The organism is Variovorax sp. GW821-FHT10D07 (genome assembly GCF_059415325.1).
Genome location: NZ_JBWKMZ010000013.1, coordinates 165,204 through 183,858 on the forward strand (window position 1 = coordinate 165,204; position 18,655 = coordinate 183,858).

3 protein-coding genes are annotated in these 18,655 nt (G+C 59.3%); 2 read left to right on the plus strand and 1 reads right to left on the minus strand.

Annotated features, from left to right (window positions below):
• Window positions 1-2: 2 nt before the first annotated feature.
• Window positions 3-15,011, minus strand: coding sequence for a LysM peptidoglycan-binding domain-containing protein (locus AC07PU_RS31440; protein WP_495322205.1), 15,009 nt, complete (start codon window positions 15,009-15,011; stop codon window positions 3-5).
• Window positions 15,012-15,441: 430 nt separating this feature from the next.
• Here AC07PU_RS31440 and AC07PU_RS31445 point away from each other — a divergent pair, with 430 nt between their 5' ends.
• Window positions 15,442-16,323: a hypothetical protein gene (locus AC07PU_RS31445; protein WP_495322206.1), complete on the plus strand. Its 882-nt coding sequence runs from the start codon at window positions 15,442-15,444 to the stop codon at window positions 16,321-16,323.
• A gap of 104 nt (window positions 16,324-16,427) precedes the next feature.
• A complete protein-coding gene (locus tag AC07PU_RS31450) occupies window positions 16,428-18,590 on the plus strand; it encodes a YcaO-like family protein (RefSeq protein WP_495322207.1) in 2,163 nt (720 codons plus the stop codon).
• The last annotated feature ends 65 nt before the right edge of the window (window positions 18,591-18,655 follow it).

The window sequence follows — 18,655 nt, forward strand, 5'->3', positions numbered from 1 at the left end:
TCTTATTTGTTCAAAATTGAAAGCCCCTTGACCAGCTTCCCATCTTGCGTGACATAGTAGCTGACCGCCAAGGGGCGCGTCTCGCCAATGAGACGAACCGGCTGTGCGATCACTCGCACATCAGACATCGGATTCTGCACTGCCAACCGACTGAGCTCAAGGTCAAGCGCCTTCTTCGGTCCAAGGTTCGATCCACGCGCTTCAGAATTAACGTTATATTTGTTGTTAACAATTGACGGGGTATCTACGCCACCCTCCGGTATCATGTGCCCTCTATGCTCGTTGGAGGCAAGACCTCCGACAGGGATGGGAACGTAGCCCTTCTTGCGCCCTGGATGCGGCCCAGTTACAAGACCATCTGCTTCCAACGTTAACTGTGTCTTTTTGTCAACCACGTAAACCGCATCTCCCTGACCGAGTGAGATTCTTTCCGTTTGGCCACCGCCGACTGGTGGCCGACTGAATGGCTCCCCGATGCCGGACACATTCGCGCCAATCTTCGGGGTCAATACCTCGCGTCTGCGCTGAGCCATCCCTAATACGCCGTTCACTCCGTTGCCAATGCCTCGACCGATACCTCGCGCGATTGCGATGCCTGGATCCGCATGTGTCGCTGGTGTGTTGGCTTCGATTCCTACGCCCGCGACGTTGTCCCAAATCGAGCGGTTGTTATTGCCGGCCTCGATCTCCAGCAGGGCCGCCTTGGTCCATATGCCGTTATAGACGCTGTCGCGCGCAAACTCTGGCCCCATGTATTTCTTAAAATTGCTCGCCTCCGTCCTCCATTGCTCAACCGAAAATGCACCGGCGGGCTGGTTGGACATCGCAATCCATCTAGAAATTGGCGAGGTCGCGTAATTCGACAATCGCCTAGCCTCGTTGAGGTAGCTGTTACTCTGCGTAGCCGTTTGCGCGGCCAAAGACTGCTGGTCAATGTTTAGAAAGCTCAAATCTGGCGCATAGATTGGAAGCTGTCTTTGAGACTCAACCACGATAGCAGGAAGTCCGCCAGGGATTTCACGCGCACCTTGGTATGAGCGGCTGTACCAGGTAGTCCCTTCGTCATCGACGCCCGCGATCCATCCGCCAGCCCTATTGACCGGAGATCCGTTATCCAGCAAGGTTGGGGACGCCAATGGGTCAATGATGTCATTACTAGCTACCAGCTGGGATGAGGCTAGATTGACTCTTCTCAGATTTTCAGCCCAAGAAACTATTGTTCCATCAGGCCGCGTCACACTCTGATCAGATGTCTGAAGTCCTCCGGTTATCAACGCGCCTGAGAGTGCCGAATCACGCATGTCTTCTTGGGCCGAGAACTTTCTCTCGTCATAACCGCCACTACTGCTATTGGCTGCGGCTACGCTATCTGCCAGAAAATTTCCAAAGGCGTCAGAAGCAAAGGAAGCCGCATTGATTCGACCTCCGCGCGCGGCTTGAGCAGCCAAGCTACCGCCAAGGCCAGAAACAGCACTCTTTATAGGATCAAACGTCACCGATGGGTCGTAGTCCATGGCTATATTGAGTCCCTGTGCGACTCCTGCGCTAACCGCACTGGCGGCAACGCTTTTCCAGTTGAAATTTTTCTGCAAGCCGGTTGCAACACCGATGCCCTGCGTCAGCGCATTGCCAATCGCGCGGCTGACTACGGCATTTGCCACTTTCCCCATATCGGGCAAGGCACTGCCGACTCCCTGAGCTACGCCAGCGCTGACCGCAGAGAGAGCGACTTGCTTCCAATCGAAACCATTCTGGGCACCGATTGCAATACCCACAGCTTGGCCGGCAACGTCGCCAATAACTGCAGCCGCAACAGGAGTTGCAGAGCCCAATACTGACGGAAGCACTTCGTACTGCTGCAGTACAACCGCAACCACAACGGCCACAACCGCTACGATGATTTGCCCAAGCCCGCCGCACCCCCCGCCCTGCGCGCCAGCGATGGGCATTGCCGTAGCCGAGTCGGTGTAAACCTTGCTCGGGTCGTAAGGCTTGAACGTGTTCGCGTTGTTCGCGCTGCTGGCGGCCGCGGGAATCCGCAGTACCTGGCCCTGCCGCAGATCACCGTTGTTGCTCAGTCCGTTCGCATCCGCGATCAGGTACCACAAGCCAGAGTCGCCATACACGCTCTTGGCGATGCTCTGCAGCGTGTCGTTGATGCCCACGGAGTACGAACTTGGAGTGTCTCCAGGGTAGCCGCGGTTGATGGGCTGATATCCGAAGCTGAAATCGCTCTTCGGGGCGAAAACCGTACCGCCTGTCACCGCATTGAAGCGATCATCTGCAAGCAGCCCATAGCTCCCCAAAACCTCCCCGTTCACGACCACCTGCTGCTGCCCGTTCACATGCCTATCCGGAGTGCTCGGGTGGGCGTAGTACGAGTACACCACGGTGCCGTTGGCGTCAGTGATGTAGTTGTGCCCCTGTAAATCCGGCTGAGCGACTTGTCCGGGATCTCCTGCGAAACTTAGGTGACCATTCTTGTCGTAGGTATAGCCAACAATTCCTGTAGACATCCACTGTTTCGTGACGGCGTTGCTCGTTGTGCTCGTACTTGTCTGTGTGCGATATCCTTCTGCGCGCTCGATGTTGACCACAGTGTCTGTGACTGTCCCTTGGGAAGTATTGGCGACTTTGTACGAAATCGCATTTCCCACGTTGTCGTAAGTGTAGGCAGTGGTGTGCGACACCTCCAAGAATTCAGCCGTAGATTGAATTGTCAACCTGCCGTTACGGTCATACACGCTGGTGCGCAGCTGAATGGCCTCCGTATTGCTGATTCCCCGGTATTGCTTGTTTAACGCAACATAGTCCGGGCCTAAATTCAAAGGGGCACTAACGATCAATCGGCTCGCTGCATCGTAGCCGCGGGAATCCACCACAGCGCCGTCACGATTCGTCTGGTACAGGCGGTTGAGATTGTCGTAGGTATAGGTCTCTACGATATTCCCGCCGGCGGTTGTCCACTGCCCATTTTGCTGGACGATGCGCACGCCGGAATATTCGTCCGTCTTGCGCGTCCCGTTCTTATAGTAGGTCAGCTTGTGACCCTCCGCCCCCAAAGTGCTACCGTCTGCCGTCGCCGAATCTACTAGCGTCTGACGATTCATCTGGTCGTACGCAAAGTAGCGATCGGTCGTAGTCTGGGGCAGGTCTACTTGACCGAAGATCGGGGTCGAACTCGTGCCAGAGTAGGCCAGCTTGGTCTGGGTTTTTATGCGGTTGCCGACCTTGTCGTAGTCGATGGTGATGTAGACGTTGCCGTCCGCAACCCAGCGCAGGCGCCCCAAGGCGTCGTACGCCATCTGGTTGTCCTGGTAGGTCACTCCACCTTGAGATGTGGTCTCACGAACGTGGCGCCCGGCCAGGTCATAGGCGTAAGTCGTGATCTTGTTTACGCCGGCATCAACGATTCGGACAACCTGCCCAGCCTTGTCATACGAGTAGGTGAGATCTTGACCACCGGTGCTCGTCTGCTTCGTCAGCTGGCGTGCATTGTCATAGGTATAACTGTAGGTCTTCCCGCCGATGTCTTTGTGCGCGGTGACCTGTCCGAAATAGGTATAGCTCCACGTCGCCAACGCGTTGTTGGCATCGTACTCGCCAATTTTTCGGTTCGTGGAGTCGTACGCCGCTCGCGTGACTTGACCCATGTCCTGGGTGGTCGCAATGATGTTGCCGCGCAAGTCGTAGGCGTAGTGAAGCACTTCGCCGGCGCCGTTGGTCTGACTGAGCTTTCGTCCGGCCTGATCCCACGAACTTGTCTCCGTGATTACCTGGTTCGACAGAACGACGGGAGCAGCTAGATTGGTCCAACCCCAGACGTCCACAGCCATATGGGTTGTGGTGGTCAGCCGGCCCAGAGCATCGTATTTGAAGGTGGTCGATTTCCCCTCAGCGTCAACCGTAGCAACCCGCTGACCAAAGACGTCGTAGCTGTTGTTGACGACCCCGGTGTCCGCCTGCAGCTCCTGGATCAGGTTGCCTTGTGCGTCATAGACCTTGCCCTGAACAAATCCCCTTGCGTCTTTCGTTGCAACCTGACGGCCGAGTTTGTCATAGAAAAGCTGAGTGACCGGTGCATCGGAAGTGTTGAGATTCCCGTTCTGATCGGGCTGTTTTTGCTCGATGAGCTGGTTGTTGGCGTTATATCGATAAGTCGTGACCCAACCCGCAGACCTCGGGTCGCTGATCGATACAACGTTGCCCCATCGGTCCGTGTTCTGGTTGACTACCGGCCGCACCGCGCTACCGACACCCTGGACGGCGGTAACAACCGTGGCTGGAGCCGCGTCGGTGTTGGTCTCGCTGATCGCAGAGCTACCCGCAACCGTCGTGACGTTCGCGCCAAAGATCGGCCCCATGGCCGGGATAATGAAGGCAGCCGAATAGGGAGGCGTCGTGTCTTGGATACTTGGCCTTCCAACGCCAATCTGCACACGTACCGTTACCTCAACAGGGACAAGCTGCGTTTCATAGCGCGGTTCATACCGAAGAATGATCGGCTTCTGGACGGGAACGCGCTCCGTATAGTTCTCGTTGTGGTACCCGACAATGGTCCATACATCCCGTGTGACCCAGTGGTAACCCGAGGTTTGAATCTGCTGGTACTGAATGTTTCCCCAAGCATCGCGTTGATAAATGGGTTGCCCCTGCTCATCGTAGCCCAAGACGATCGCAGGGCCTGACACGTAATACCAGTACTGCTCGTACACATCTGTTCGCGCCCACCCCCAGTCGGCAACACTTCGCGTCCGCGGCTGGTCTTCGTATACCGTCTCAGTGAGAATATTTCCACTCTCGTCTCTCGCATACACCGGGTCGGATCCCACCTGAACCCTGACTGGTAGCAATTGAATTTGCTTTCTATCTTCATAGATCGCAGAGCGGCTGTTCACCAATATGCCCGTGGCCTGCCCCACACGAACGGGAGTTCCGTTGTTTTGGGTAGCGACAATCTCGTATTGATATCTTCCCTCTGGAAGCGTGGTGATGTCTACATGCTCGATGCCGATCGGAATTCCAGATTGCGATTCACCACCCGTGATCGGAAGCGTGTTCCACTGACTCGATCCCTCAAGACGATAGCGGAACACCGTCGTGGTGTTCGGTCCAGCGGTCATCAAGGAGTGCGGCCACTCGACCACTACCGCCGTTAGGTCGCCCAACGCGTTACCCTGCTCATCGCTACCAAAGGTGCCAATTGCCCTGACCCCAACACCCCCGATGATCGGATAGTTCTGCTGCGGAACGTATTGAGGAGGTGTGATTCCGGTCGAAGTGATCGATCCAGTCGCGTGCGCGTACGGATACCCCTCCCCGGCGTGGATCCAGAGCAGCTCGTACTGATAGCTGCCAGCGGCGATAGATTGAAGGTCAAGGCCGTCCTTCCCGTTGCCTTGCGCGGTAACGGCACGGGTTTCCCATGCACCCGTACTTCCAGCGGGGCGGAATCTGAACACTTGCTCCACGTCACTGCCTGGGGATGGCCAGGTAAGAAGCCCTCCCGTGTAGGTTCCGATCTGATAGAAGCCGATGGGCACGGTGATGAGAGACAGCGGCGGCGATGTCAGCTTGACCGTACCGGTAGCCGTAACGGTGCTTGTCCCGTTGATCGTGGTTTGTGTGACGCGATACTCGTAGTTGCCCGGCGGCAAATTGCTCGCATCGAAGCGCCGCATATCGCCGAAATTGACCGGTACATACTCGCTCCAGCCGGTATCTCCAGCACTTCCGGCCACGCGAATCTGCAGCTTGATGGTTGTGCTCGGATTGTCCGGTGAGTCGATGTCCAAGACTTGCCCGCTGTACCCAAGGGATCCCTGATTAATGATCGGCTGCCACGTTCCGAACGCATCTTTCTTATAGATGCTTATCTTGCTGATGCGCTCGATTCCGCCATTGCCCTCGTTGCTTGCATCCGCCCAAGCAAGGGTAGTGCCCGTCGCATTCGACGGAAGGTCAGTCAGGATCTTTTCCTGGCGACGCGACCCGCCGCCGAACACTTGAACGGGCCAGCTAGGATCGTCGATCGGAACCCCGTTCTCATCCACCCGTGACGCCCAGGTCTTGGATATGTAGTCCACTACGACCTTGACATCACCGCTGCCAAGGTTACCCATCGCGGACCAGGTCAGATTGATCGTGTTGACGCCAGTCCATCCAACCTTGTTGCCATTCTGGTCGCGCGCGGTCGTGCTTGAGGAAGAAATAGTCCCTTGGCTATACAGCCGACTGACCTGAATTCCGCCTGTGTACTCATCACGCGAAGGCTGCAGCGTCGTGGTCAACCTGCCCAAGACGTCGTAGACCATATCGGTTCTGCGCAGACTTGCGAGCGCGGCTTGGTCTGGCGTTCCGTAGGTCTTGAGATCGGTGTTCCCCGACGTCGCACCATAGCTGGTGATGTTCGCCGTCTGATTCCCCAGCAGATCGTAGAGCGCAATCTTGTCGACGCCGTCGCCGCTGTTCGTACGCCATACACGTCCAGCGTTGTCGTAGTCGAAGTACTCCTGCCGCCCTCCACCGACACCCTTGCGAGTCAACTCACCAAATCCGTTGTATTCGAGCGCGGTATCGACTACGCCGGCTTGAGCCTGCGTCACCGTCGTCACGGCGGTGCCGCTCACCACGCTCGTGGATGCGGGATCGATGATGTGAGTCTGCTGGCCAAGCTTGTCGTACTGGTAGATACGGAACATCGTTCGAGTGACGCCGTCCTCACCAGTAACCCCCTGCCATTCCTTCGCGATATTGCCTCGAGCGTCGTAGGACGAATAATGGTTGTAGCCCTGTGCATCGCGGCTCTGCACGGCATGACCCAGCTTGTCGTACTGGTTGAGCGTGACACGATCGGGATTGATCTGCCAGTTCGCGTCGGTTCCAGAAAACGCTTGGACGACAGCGCCCGAGGCAGTCAGGAGAGCCAGTTTGCCATCGGCTTGGAGGACGAGTTGCGTGCCGCCCTGCCCCGCTTTCCCTGCGGACCAGACAACCTGGGTTCCTGCCAGCAGAACCAGATTTCCATCTGCCTGGAACTGGAACTTGTTGGCTCCGCTGCCACCAGTTCCGCTGGCCCAGAGAACCTGCATGCCATCGTTTCGGTCGTAGACGGCGAGATTGCCGTCACTTTGCAGCGTCAGTTGATAGCGTCCGTCGGGCGAAAACAGACCCTGTCCAGCGACAAAGCTTTGATTGATGGCGAGGGTCGACGATCCGGGTGTGGCGAGCGCGTCAGCCGCAGCCGAAGCCTTATAGACGTGCGTCTCCGTCTTCACCACGACATTGCCGTAGGCATCGCGTTGGAACTTCGTCAGCGCGACGAGATTTCCGGACCCCGTCGCCGGAGCTGCAGTGGCCTGCACTCGGCCGAGGGCGTCGTAGTAGCTGTAGGTGCTTCCTCCAGCCGCATCGATCGTTCGCGTCAGGTTACCAACGGCGTCATAGGCGTAGGAGGTGACCAGGTTGTCCCTGGTCTTCGTCCCATTGCTTGCGGTGCTGTATTCAACGCTGACACGCGTTTCGCTTGTTTTCCTGCCAAGCAGGTCGAACCCGAAATCGGTCCGACGGTCATTCTCGGGGTCGGATGTGAAAGTTGGAACCACGGAAGGTGCCGCAGCACCGTTCCATGCAGCCAAGGCCTTGGCGTACTCGATGTGGATATCGAGCTCGCCAAAACTGTTGTAGTTGTCGACGGTCAGGTAGCCCTTGGCGTCTACCGATGCGACCTGCTGACCCAGCAGGTTGAAGTAGTTATTCGTGTAAGCCCACGTGTTCAGTCCGGAGTTTCGCAGCAGCGCTACGCGCGTGAGATCCCCGAAAGCGTTGTAGGTGTTGACGGTCGTGCGTCCCGCAGTCGCATACTGTGCGCCAAGCGTTGCGGAGGAGTCGTAGACGTATGACTGCGGCTCCACCACCTTCGCGACACGTCCCACGCGGTCGTAGGTGGTGGTGATGACACGATCCTTGCCATGATCGATTCCCGCCGCCTCCACCGCCGCCTTGACCTGCGCCATGGTCAAACTAGCAGGGTTGCTGCTGGCCAGTGTGGTCGCATTCGCATAGCGGGTGAGGTCTGTCACCTCATCCCAGACGTTGTACTGGTAGCCGGTGACGAATCCGAGCGAGTCGACGTCGTAACGCACGCGGCCCAGCACGTCGTACGCCTTGTAGCTGTAGCTGCCCGCTACGTCGCGGTTGGCAATGGCGTTGCCAAAAACGTCATAGGTGGTCAGCGTGTCGAGCGTCTTGGTCAGCTCCGTGCGGGTGGCGGTTCCTGTCGCGCCGTTCGTCGTAACGTTGTCGCCCGCGGGGTTGTAGACGCCCACCGGGGGGAAGACAACGCGAACCTGGTGACCGACTGCATCGTATTCGTAGCTCGTTGTTCGTGCTTCCGGTCGCCCCACAGCTTCCGTGCGCGAGGTCAGATTGCCAAGCGCATCGTAGGTCATCTGAGTGACCAGCGCGGCGTTCGCAGAGTTGGCGGAGTCCACGACGAGATTGCCGTTCGCGTCTCGGATCACCGCCACCATTTCTACAGACGGGGCGGTCTCTTTGATCAGCCTTCCAGCGGCGTCGTAGACGTAGGTCCAGATCGCCCCCTTCTTGTTCGTGAACGAGGTCTTCAGACCCAGGCCGTCGAACCCATAGCTTTCGGTGACACCGAGGCCGTCCGTCGTGCTCGTGACGCGGCCGGCTGCGTCATACACGAAGCTGTCGGACCGATCCCGGACCGGATCGAGGCGGATAGCGGTGGAGATCGCATCTACCGTGTTTGCCGTTGTGGCCGGTATCGAGTATGCGTACCGAGTCGTCTTCGTGATGTGATCGAGAGCGTCGTAGGTCGTACGGGTGACGAATCCGAGAGGGTCGACGCTGAAAATCTGCCGGCCCGCAGCATCGAATGCCCTCTTGGTGATGCGATCGCTCAATGCATTTTGCGACATCAAAGGGCGCAACTTGTCGACACCCGCGGTCAAGTCACTCTTCAATGAAGAGAGATTGATTTGATTCGCGTAGCTTTTCGTGCTTACCGCGTTGCCGAGACCGTCGTAACTTGTCTCCACCACCGCACCCAAGGCGTCGACTTGCAGAATGCGACGATTGGCCTTGTCGTAGGCCGCACGCGTCACTCGATCAGCCGTGTCATAGAGATCGAACGTTCTGGCAGCCTGGGTCTGGGACAGCGTCAGCGCACTCGCCGCCGTCGGTACAGCTACGGCCTTGGAATACTTGTACACGGCAGTGATGTTGCCGTTCTTGTCGTACGCGGTCTCCGTCAAACCACCCAGAGCATCCGTCTCGAAAACTTGGCGATTTGCCCGGTCGTAGACGCGATCGGTAATCCGGTCGCCGGTGGATGCCACAACCGCGGAAGGGTGCGTACCTGGTGCTATCGCCGTCGCGTACTCGATGGACTTGAGCAAGTTTCCATTCTTGTCGTAGACGTTCTTTCGCACCGCTCCGACGCCGTCGGCTTGCAGGATCATGCGTCCCGCGCGGTCATAGACGAAGCGCTCACGGCTTCCGGCAGCCACCGGCACTATGCCTGTCGTGGTGGTTGGCGTGTAGCGACTGGGCGTATCGGCTTGCTCGAGTTGGTAGCCGGAAGCCCGGAAAGCGCGGGCATCGTTGCCCGGATACTTGATGACCCCGAAGTTCAGGCTCACCACGCTCGGCGCGGTGATCGTTGCCGAGACTCTGTAGCGGCCGTTACCCAGATCCTGGACAACGAGCTTCGACGGAGTAACGGCGTTGCCGTACATGACCAGCGCGAACGAGTTGGTCGCTCCGGTCACACTTCCACCGAAGACGGGAGGCTGGCCATCCTCCATTTCCACGATCACCGAAAGCGTGTAGGCTAAGCCCGGGGTGATCGCGTAGCTCTTGTAGGCGTACGTGTACGGGACGGTAGAGTCCGCTCCAAATCTAATCGCCCCGGCCATCCCGGTCATGGTCGTGGCCGAAACCACACCTCCGCTTATTGCATCAGGGAGCCCATTGGCAAATTCACTTTTTGTGAAGAGATTGCTTCCCAACTGCTGAGGGTTTGTCGCCAGTACGATCGCCGCTGCGATCGCAGGAGCCGTCGCCGCCGTCGAAGCGGGAATGGTGACGGCATAGCCTATGCGTTCAACGACGTTGCCGACGGCGTCGTAGATCGTCCGGGTGACGTCGCCAAGTCCATCGATCGTGTAGATCGCCCTGTTGAGCTGGTCGTACACCGTTCGTACACGCAGATCCCGCGTCGAATCCTGAGGCGGCGCGGGAACCGTACCCACAGTCCAGTTGGCCAGGACAATAGGCTTCGCGTAGGCAGTTCGCTCAATGACATTGCCATTGCCATCGTAGGCAAGCTTGACCACTTCGCCCAAGCCGTTGACCGTCGCAACGAGGCGACCGTCTTTGTCGTAGACACGGTGCTCGATGCTGTCGGCGGCGGCGGGCACCGGGATCTTTGCATCCAACTGCGCCACGGTGGGGGCGGCAGGCAGCCCAGACACGTTGATGGGTGTCGAATATCCGATGACCTGAGTAACTCTGCCCTGCGCGTCATAGCGAAGACGCTGCAAGTTTCCCTCGGGATCGAGGGTGTAAACAAGGCGGTTCTCGCCGTCGTACGCAAATCGAGTGACCTTGAGGTTGGCGTCCGTCTTCCCCGTGACATTTCCGTTCTTGTCATAGGCAAACGAGGTCTTGATGTCCAGCCCTGCAGGGTCGATCCGTTCCTGTATGCGACGTCCCAATCTGTCGTAGATGTACTGCGTGGTGACCAAGTTGGGATCGATCACCGTGAGCGTGTTGCCGACACCATCGTAGGTGTACTGCGTCACCAAGTTCAGCCCACTGGGATCGACCTCGCGCCTCGTGAGCTGCCCTTCGAGGTCGTAGTACAGCTTCGTCACCGTCAGGTTCGGATCAGTGATGCTGATCTGCTGACCCTTGGGGTCGTAAGCGTACGTAGTGACCAGGTTCAACCCAGTCTTGTCGACGGTCCTGGTCAGAACACGGTTTGCTTTGTCGTAGGTGAGCTCTACGGTGTTGCCGTTCGCATCGGTGGTCTTGATCAGGCGCGCCTGCGTGTCGTACGCATTGGTAACGGTCGCCAGTGCCGTTCCCGTGGCGATGAGGTTCCCGTTCTTGTCGTATGAATAGGTCGTCGTGTTGTTGTTCGCGTCCAGCACGCTGAGCGTCTGACCGTTGCGCGTATACGTGGTCTTGACCGAGATGTTTTCCGGCGTAGTCACGATCACCGAGCGAGCTACGTCATCGTAGGTATAGGTGGTCGTACGTCCCAGTGCATCTGTCTCAGTCGTTCGACGGCCGAATGCGTCGTAAGAACTCGAGCGTCCAGCATTCGTCCCATCTGTCGTCGTAACGACTCGACCGAGTCGGTCATAGGTTTGCTGCCTGACATTGAGATTGGCATCGACGCTGCGAGTCAGTCGTCCAAAGGCGTCGTAAACCGCACTTGTGATCGCATTCACGCCCGAGGCGTCGCTCACCGTCCCGACGACAAGACCACGCCGATCAACGGACATCGATTGAACAAGCTGCTGCCCAGCGCCGATATCCTGCGTCCGAGTCTTGACCTCCCCAAACGCGTTGTACTCTGTGATGGTATTGAACTGCCCCGCATCCTTGACGCCGCTGACCTCTCCGCGCCCCGTGTAGCTAAACGTCTGCTTGGAGTCTTTGCTGACATCTCCAATGGCCTCGATTGTCGATTTCAGCTCTTGAGTCAGCAGGCCTCCAGTCAAACCGGTCAGGTTCGTAAGAACGGAGCCGTACTGGATCGTGGCTTCGAGCTGGCCGAGCTCGTTGTATTGCCGCTCGCTCACTTCCCCCAGTGCATTGATGGAGAACCTGAGCTGTCCATTTGTGTCATAGAAGAAGAGCGTCTTGGTTCCACCATTGTCAACGGTGGTACTGATGCGACGGCCAGCGGCATCGTAGGCATGCGTCAAACCATACTGCGCCCAAACGGCGTCGATTTGAGCTTGGGTTTGCCCAGCGACGAGCAGTGCGCTTCCCACGCCGCTGAGTTCGCCGACAAGGCGTCCCTGAACGTCGTAGCGAGCGTTGATGGTTCGTAGATCTGCAGTGCCGACGGCTGTCGTGGTAGTCACCACATTGCCGAGCTTGTCATAGACGAACTGGGTGACGGTTCCTTGGTAGTTGGTACGCTGCGTGACTCGATTGAGCTTGTCGTAGACGGAAGTCGTGGCTTGTCGCGGAGTGCCGGCAGCAGGACGCAAGGAATCGACCGTCGTTGCGGTCGTGATCTGACCGAGGACTGCAGTTGTGAGCGCCGTCGCGTAGCGGATGGAAGACGTAACGTTGCCATTCGTGTCGTAGACCGTCTCCGTCAGGAATCCTTCGGCGTCGATCTGCCCCACGACTCGATCCTGCGCGTCGTAGAGCCAGCGCGTCATCTGATTCTGAGCTTGGGTCTGCGTCTGGGCCGACGCGTTGGCAGTCAGCTGAGCAAACGTGCCAGCGGCTCGCAAAGCTGCGTCGATAGGGCTCGCATAGGACAACTGGCCGATCAGCCTGCCTTGTGCGTCATAGCGCGATTCGGTGAAGTATCCCTCTGCGTCCAGCGTCCCGATCAGCAAGCCGTCGTTGTCGTAGAGCCGACGCGTCACTCGATCCGTAGCCGGATTCTTTGCCGGCGTGGTGGCACTGTACGCTGGCGTCGCTGACAACGTCGTGAGATCCAAAGACTTCGAGTACTGCGTCGTACTGAGCAGCCGGGAGGTTCCGTCGTATGCGAGATCGACGACCGCACCCGCACCGTCGACGGTGCGGATGAGCCGCCCGGCACTGTCGTAGAAGCGCCAGGATTTCTGGTCTTCACCAGTCTGCGCCGGTCGCAGCGTCGCCAAGCGGTTGATTGGCGAAGCGTTCGGGTCCGCGAAGTACGCCGTGAGCGCTGGACCATTCACAAAGGTGGCATACACCACCTTCTGCACAAGCTGGTTGCTGGCGTTGTAGACATACTCCGTCAGGCGCCCAAGGCTGTCGACTTCTCCGATCAGTCGATCTGCCTCATCATAGATACGCCCCGTGCGCACGTTCGTCGGGTCGGTCTGCTGATAGAGCCGGCCGCCCTTGTCGTAGGCGTAGGTCGTGGTTCCCAGGTTGGCGACTTGCGCACTGCCCTGCGTGACACTTACCAGTTGCCCGTTTTTATCGTAGGCACTCGTCGTGACCAACCCGTTGGCCAGAGTTACGACCGTCTTGTTGTTCGCATCGTCATAGCTGGTCAAAGACGTCTGAGCGAGGGCGTCCTGCACCGACAGTTGGCGGCCCTTGCCATCGTAGGTATAGGTCGTTGTACCTGCGGTGCTGCTGATGGTGCTCAACAGCAGGCCGGCGCGGTCGTACACATACTGAGTGACCGACTGGGTTCCATTCGCCACGCCATTGCCGCTCGCATCCACACGACTGAACACTGTGGCCTTCTGCACCTGGCCACGCGCGTCATAGATGATGTCGGTGCGTGACGCTTGGGTACGATCTTGAGCGGCAGCCCAAGTCTCCATATCGTTTTGGCTCGGCGTCGCCGTGTCCGCCAGTGCAGCCAGGTTGTATACCCCTCCTGCGTACTCGAGGCTGCTGGTGCGCTGACCGTAGCTGTCGTAGCGATATTCGGTGACTCGTCCCTCCGGAGTCAGCACAAAGCGAAGTTGATTCTTTCCTGCTGCGTCGTAGACGTAGCGTGTCGTTAGCGGTTGCGAGGGCGAGGCACCCGTCGCTATCGCGTCGGGATCGGGAGTCAGGTATACCGTCTCGGTCAACAGCTGATTGCGTGCATCGAAGGTCCGGCTGATGGTGTTGCCGGCGGCGTCGCGTTGCAGCCTTTGATTGCCGCTCGTGTCGTACAGCATATCAAGGGCCAGGCCTTGAGGGTCCGTCACTCGGGTCACATTCCCGTCCGCGTCGTAGGCGAAGTTGGTGGTTTGGGTGATTCCGCCTACGGCTGGTGCTTTCAACTGCACCAGCTGCCCCGAGGCGTCGTATGTATAGACGGTCTTCAGCCCAAGCGGGTCGGTAACGGTGGTTGTGCGATCGGCCAAGTTGCCGTACGCATACGTCGTGGTCTGCCCCAAGCCGTCTTTGACTGTCGCGACGCGATAGTCGGAGCCGACGAGCTGATAGGTGAAAGTGAGGCTCGTGCCATCGCTTTGGGTAACGGACGCAATTCGCTTGCTGGTTCCGTCGTAGGTGTAGTTCGTGACGTAGGTTTTTGCGTCCGCGATGCTGTTGTCTTCGGGCGTCAGATCTACCCTGACGCTTGAGAGTCGGTGCGAAGCGTCGTAGACGTAGCTCACGCGCGTGAGCGTGACTCCGCCTGTTGCTACCGTACGGATCTGCGTAAGATCGGTGCCAGTGCCGTAGTCAAAGTAGGTCGTCTCACCGTTGGCATCCACCATGCTCTGCAGGGTGTCATTGCTGTTGTACGTGTAGGTGATCGAGTTACCGGAAGGATCGGTGACAGAGAGCAAGCGACGTTGCCCACCAGTGTCATAGCGCTCGATCAAGCCCGTGTCGCCGTCGGTCCACACATAGCGCGAGTTCGCGGCGTCGTACGCAATCGTGTCGTACGCACCAGCACCGGCCGTGCTGACGTAGAGGTTCTTGGTGGCGTTCCAGGCGTAGGTGGCAGCAGCGCCATCGCGGTCAAGTCGCACGATCGTGCTGCCGGCCGTCGCAACCGTGCCGCTCAGCGTGACTCGTTGGCCATAGGCACCTACCGTCCAGTTGTCGCCGTTGTCATCGTTCATCAGCCCCTGGCTGTTGTACGTGCGCACGACGCCGATATCGGCACCCCGGGCAACGAGCTTGTCGTCGAGGTCCTGCAGGACCAGATTTCCGTTGGCGATGTTGACGTACGCCAACTCACCGTTGCGCCCCTGTCCTGCCGCGCCAAGAGAGCCGCGTTGACCCAGCGTGCTCAAAGAGGTCAGGCTCAAGCCCAGGCTGTTACCGCTGACGATGGCTACCATGATCGTGTCCGTTCGAGATCAAAAAATTGATGACGAACCGCATGGGCAGCAAGGACGGATCGAGCCGCTTCCGGTCGACCGCCCTACAAGGCGCGCCGACTTCCAACCCTCACCCCCAAAACGCAGTTCTCGCCAACACATCCACGGCGCCTTCGAAGTGTTTAGGGATTTCCGACTGAATTTGTCGGCTACCCGCTAAACAAACCGCTCATCCGCTGGATAGGTTGAACGAGGGGGTTTTGTCGAACCCATCGCTGAGGGATCTGTGTCTTACATTGGTGTCACGCTGAATCATTTCCGGGCTGTCCAGGACTGGGCCGTCGCTCACGACGCAGAGGTCCGACTGGACATGAGAACCTTCGGTCTGGAGATCGAATGGGGACAAGTCCGCTGCCACCTTCACCCCCAGTTCTTTAACGGCGGCAGTACCATGAGCTACGCGACCGCCCTCAGTCCGAACACCACCGGATTCATCGGTTGGCTCCCTTACCGCCCGCTGCGATGGCCGCTGTCGAGCGACAAGCTCATGTTCAAGGACTTCCTGGTCCGTCACGGCTTGCTAGCACCGCAACGCTGGGAACTGACAGAGCCAGTGCCGCAAGACTACTTGCTCAAGCTGTCCTCGGGCTCTTTCGGGAATGCGGTTTTCGGTCCGTATCCTGCTCAGTCTCAAGCGTGGCGCGACCCTCAGCACTCCAGCTTGTCGACGCAAGGACTCTTTGCGGAGCAGTTCATCACCGGGAAGAACCTGAAGGTCTGGTTCTGGGGAGCCCATCCGGTCCACGCGCACTGCCACGATCGCCCAACTATCGTGGGGGACGGTTTGTCAACGGTCGCGGCGCTGGTTGCACGGAAGCTAGGTCGCCTGGATGGCCAAGTGCCCGAGAACACTGACAAGCAGTGGCTGGCCTCATCGCTGGCTTTTCAGAATTTGGAACTGGGAGACGTTCCTGAGGCCGGCAGGGTCGTCTTGATCGAGTACAGGTACGGCCGCAGGTACCAGGACTTCCCGGTACAAGCTCAGTCCGACAGCGATCTGGAAAAGCTCTCAGACCCTGTGCGTGCACAGATCCAACTCATGGGCAACTGCATCAACGACGCGCTTGAGCAGGAGCTTGGACTCCCCGTCTTGTGCGCGCTCGACGCGGTCGTCGACCAGGACGAGAAGGTCTGGTGGCTCGAGGCCAATTCCAATCCCATCCTGCCCCCTTCGGGATACGGCCCCATGCTGGCTTCGCTGCTCGACATCAGGTACACAACGCCGGCGATGAGTGAGCCTTTGCCTCTCGCGACCGCCGAGATCGAAGGGTAACGAATCCCGTGGGTCCAAGCATCTCGTCAAACCTCAGACCGAGATGGCCGGTGGTTGCAGGCCGCTGGACATACCTGCGTACCGGGGTCCAGTGCGAACTCCCCTTGAAGCGTCTGCGCGTCCATGCTCCGCCGGAGTTCCTGCGGGAGGTGGAAAGACACTGCGACGGCAAGACAGCCTGGACGGATGTGCACTCTGGACTCAGCCAACGCTGGCCAGGTGGCGAAGTCGAACGCTCTCTGCAGGCACTGATCGATCAGGGGGTCCTGATCGAGGCCAGCCACGCACTTGCCAACCAGGCGCGAATAGGCTGGGCCCCCCAACCGCTCGGCGCCCCCGCCGGGAGCCTGGAAGCGATGCGGGCACTACGCCAGAAGACGGACGACGAGCTCAATACCGCCGCGGACTCCGGCAGCCTTCTTCGGCCAACAAGGACCAGGCTTCAGGAGGCCCTGCGGCAGCGCAGGAGTACCCAGACGTTCGACGATCGCGCGCTGCCCCTGCAAGCGCTGGTCAACATCCTATGGTCACTCTATGGGGTGCTCGAAGAACACCGCGGGCGAACGCGCCGCACCGTTCCATCGGGAGGTGCGCTGTACGGTCTGCGGTGGTTCATCGCGCTGATGCGCCCGACCGAGCATTACGCGCCAGGCCTCTACGAAATCAAGTACCACGCCACCGAAGAGTTCGGCGGCGCGCTCACACTTTCCAGCTTGCCTGGCGCCATCGACAGCGCGTGGGCAACCCTCCTTGCCCCTCACTCCCTGCGCTACGCACACGCGGCGATCTTCCCGGTGGCAGACCTGCCTTTCATCAGCGAGAAGTACGGCAATCGCGCCCTGACGCTGGCCATGATCGAAGCAGGCCACGCATTGCAGAACGCCGCGCTCGCCGCGCTCGAGGAACAGGCAAGCTCCATCGTTCGCGGCGATACGGTCGAGACCGAAGTCCAGGCGCTTTTCGGGCTTCCCGAAGCGCTCTACCCGCTCCCTGCGCTGTTGATCGGTGCGGCACCGACGCCTGAACAGGAGGCGCTTGCGTTTCAAGCCAACGAACGGGCTCCCGTCCATCCCGTCCCGCAGCACACGCTGGCGCTTCCGCTGGCCGCCCGGATCGCCGTCGCGGGTCCGCTCCTCGCCCCCGGCGCCGAGGGCCAAACGCTTTGGGCGGCTGGCCGCTCGCAGAGCCCCAGAACTGCCGCCATCAAGGCGCAGGCCGAGGCTTGGGAGCGAATAGGCTGGTGCAGCGCCCCACACAGCCTGGAGCACGCGCGGATCGGGGACATCGGCGACGACGCCCTCGATCCCCAGGAGCTGGTAGCTTATTCGGCCGCGCAGCATCGCCGCTCGGGCTTTCCATTTCAGCCGTTCTCTTCCGCCCGCGCATATCCATGGGTTCAAGCCACCGATGCTTCCGATGGGAGATCCAGGTGGGTCATGGCGCAGTGCGTCTACGCTGCAAGCGCGCTGAACGGCGGCAAGTCGCAGACGCCGTTCACCCGATCCAACACCTCGGGGTTGGCCGCATTCAGCGACAGGGAAACAGCGCAAACCCGCGCGCTCATGGAACTCGTCGAACGCGATGCCTTCTGCCGGCAATGGCTGTCCGGAAGCGCCCCCGCAAGGATCAACGAATCCACGATCGCCGCCCCCACCCGCGAGCGTCTCCTCCAACTGCGAGCGGCTGGATACGCCATTTCTTTGCACTGGCTGCCTTCGGATGTGCTGCCGGTGGTCGCGTGCTTCGCTCAAAGCCGCGCCGGAAGCATGACTGCCTTGACAACTGGCGCGGGCCTCGAGTTGGATGAAGCGCTAGACGCTTGCATCGGCGAGGCAGAAAGCCGCATTCAGCAGCACCACGGCAAAGCCGCTGGCGTGGCCCTGCGGGCCAGCCAGGTGATCAGCGCAAACCAGCACGGCGAGTATTTCGCGACGAAATCGTCCTTCGACAAGGCGGACTGGTGGCTACGGAATACTGCGCTCGCGACAACCAAAGAGATCGCTGCCTACGCTCGCGCACAAACCTCAGCCGAACTTCTGGCGGTGCTGCTCGAAAAAGGCCATCACGTCATCTTCTGCGACCTGACGCCACCGGAAGCCGCAATCGATCAGGGGCGCCAGCCCCTGCATGTGGCCAGGGCGTTCGCAACCGGCTTGATCCCATTGTGGTTCGGCTACGGACTGGAGCCTCTGGGCCTCCGGTGCGTGGCGTCCCTCAGGACCTCATCGAAGTTCTCCGCCTCTCACGGCATTCACCCCTGCACCTGACTTCGGAATGCCAGGAGGCCCATATCGAGCACCGCACCCATTTCCTTTCCCCTCACCAATCTTCA

What these genes read in the sequence shown, in the direction of transcription:
- AC07PU_RS31440 (WP_495322205.1), bottom strand. Translation starts at nt 15,011, where the DNA reads ATGGTAGCCATCGTCAGCGGTAACAGCCTGGGCTTGAGCCTGACCTCT.
- AC07PU_RS31445 (WP_495322206.1), top strand. Translation starts at nt 15,442, where the DNA reads ATGAGCTACGCGACCGCCCTCAGTCCGAACACCACCGGATTCATCGGT.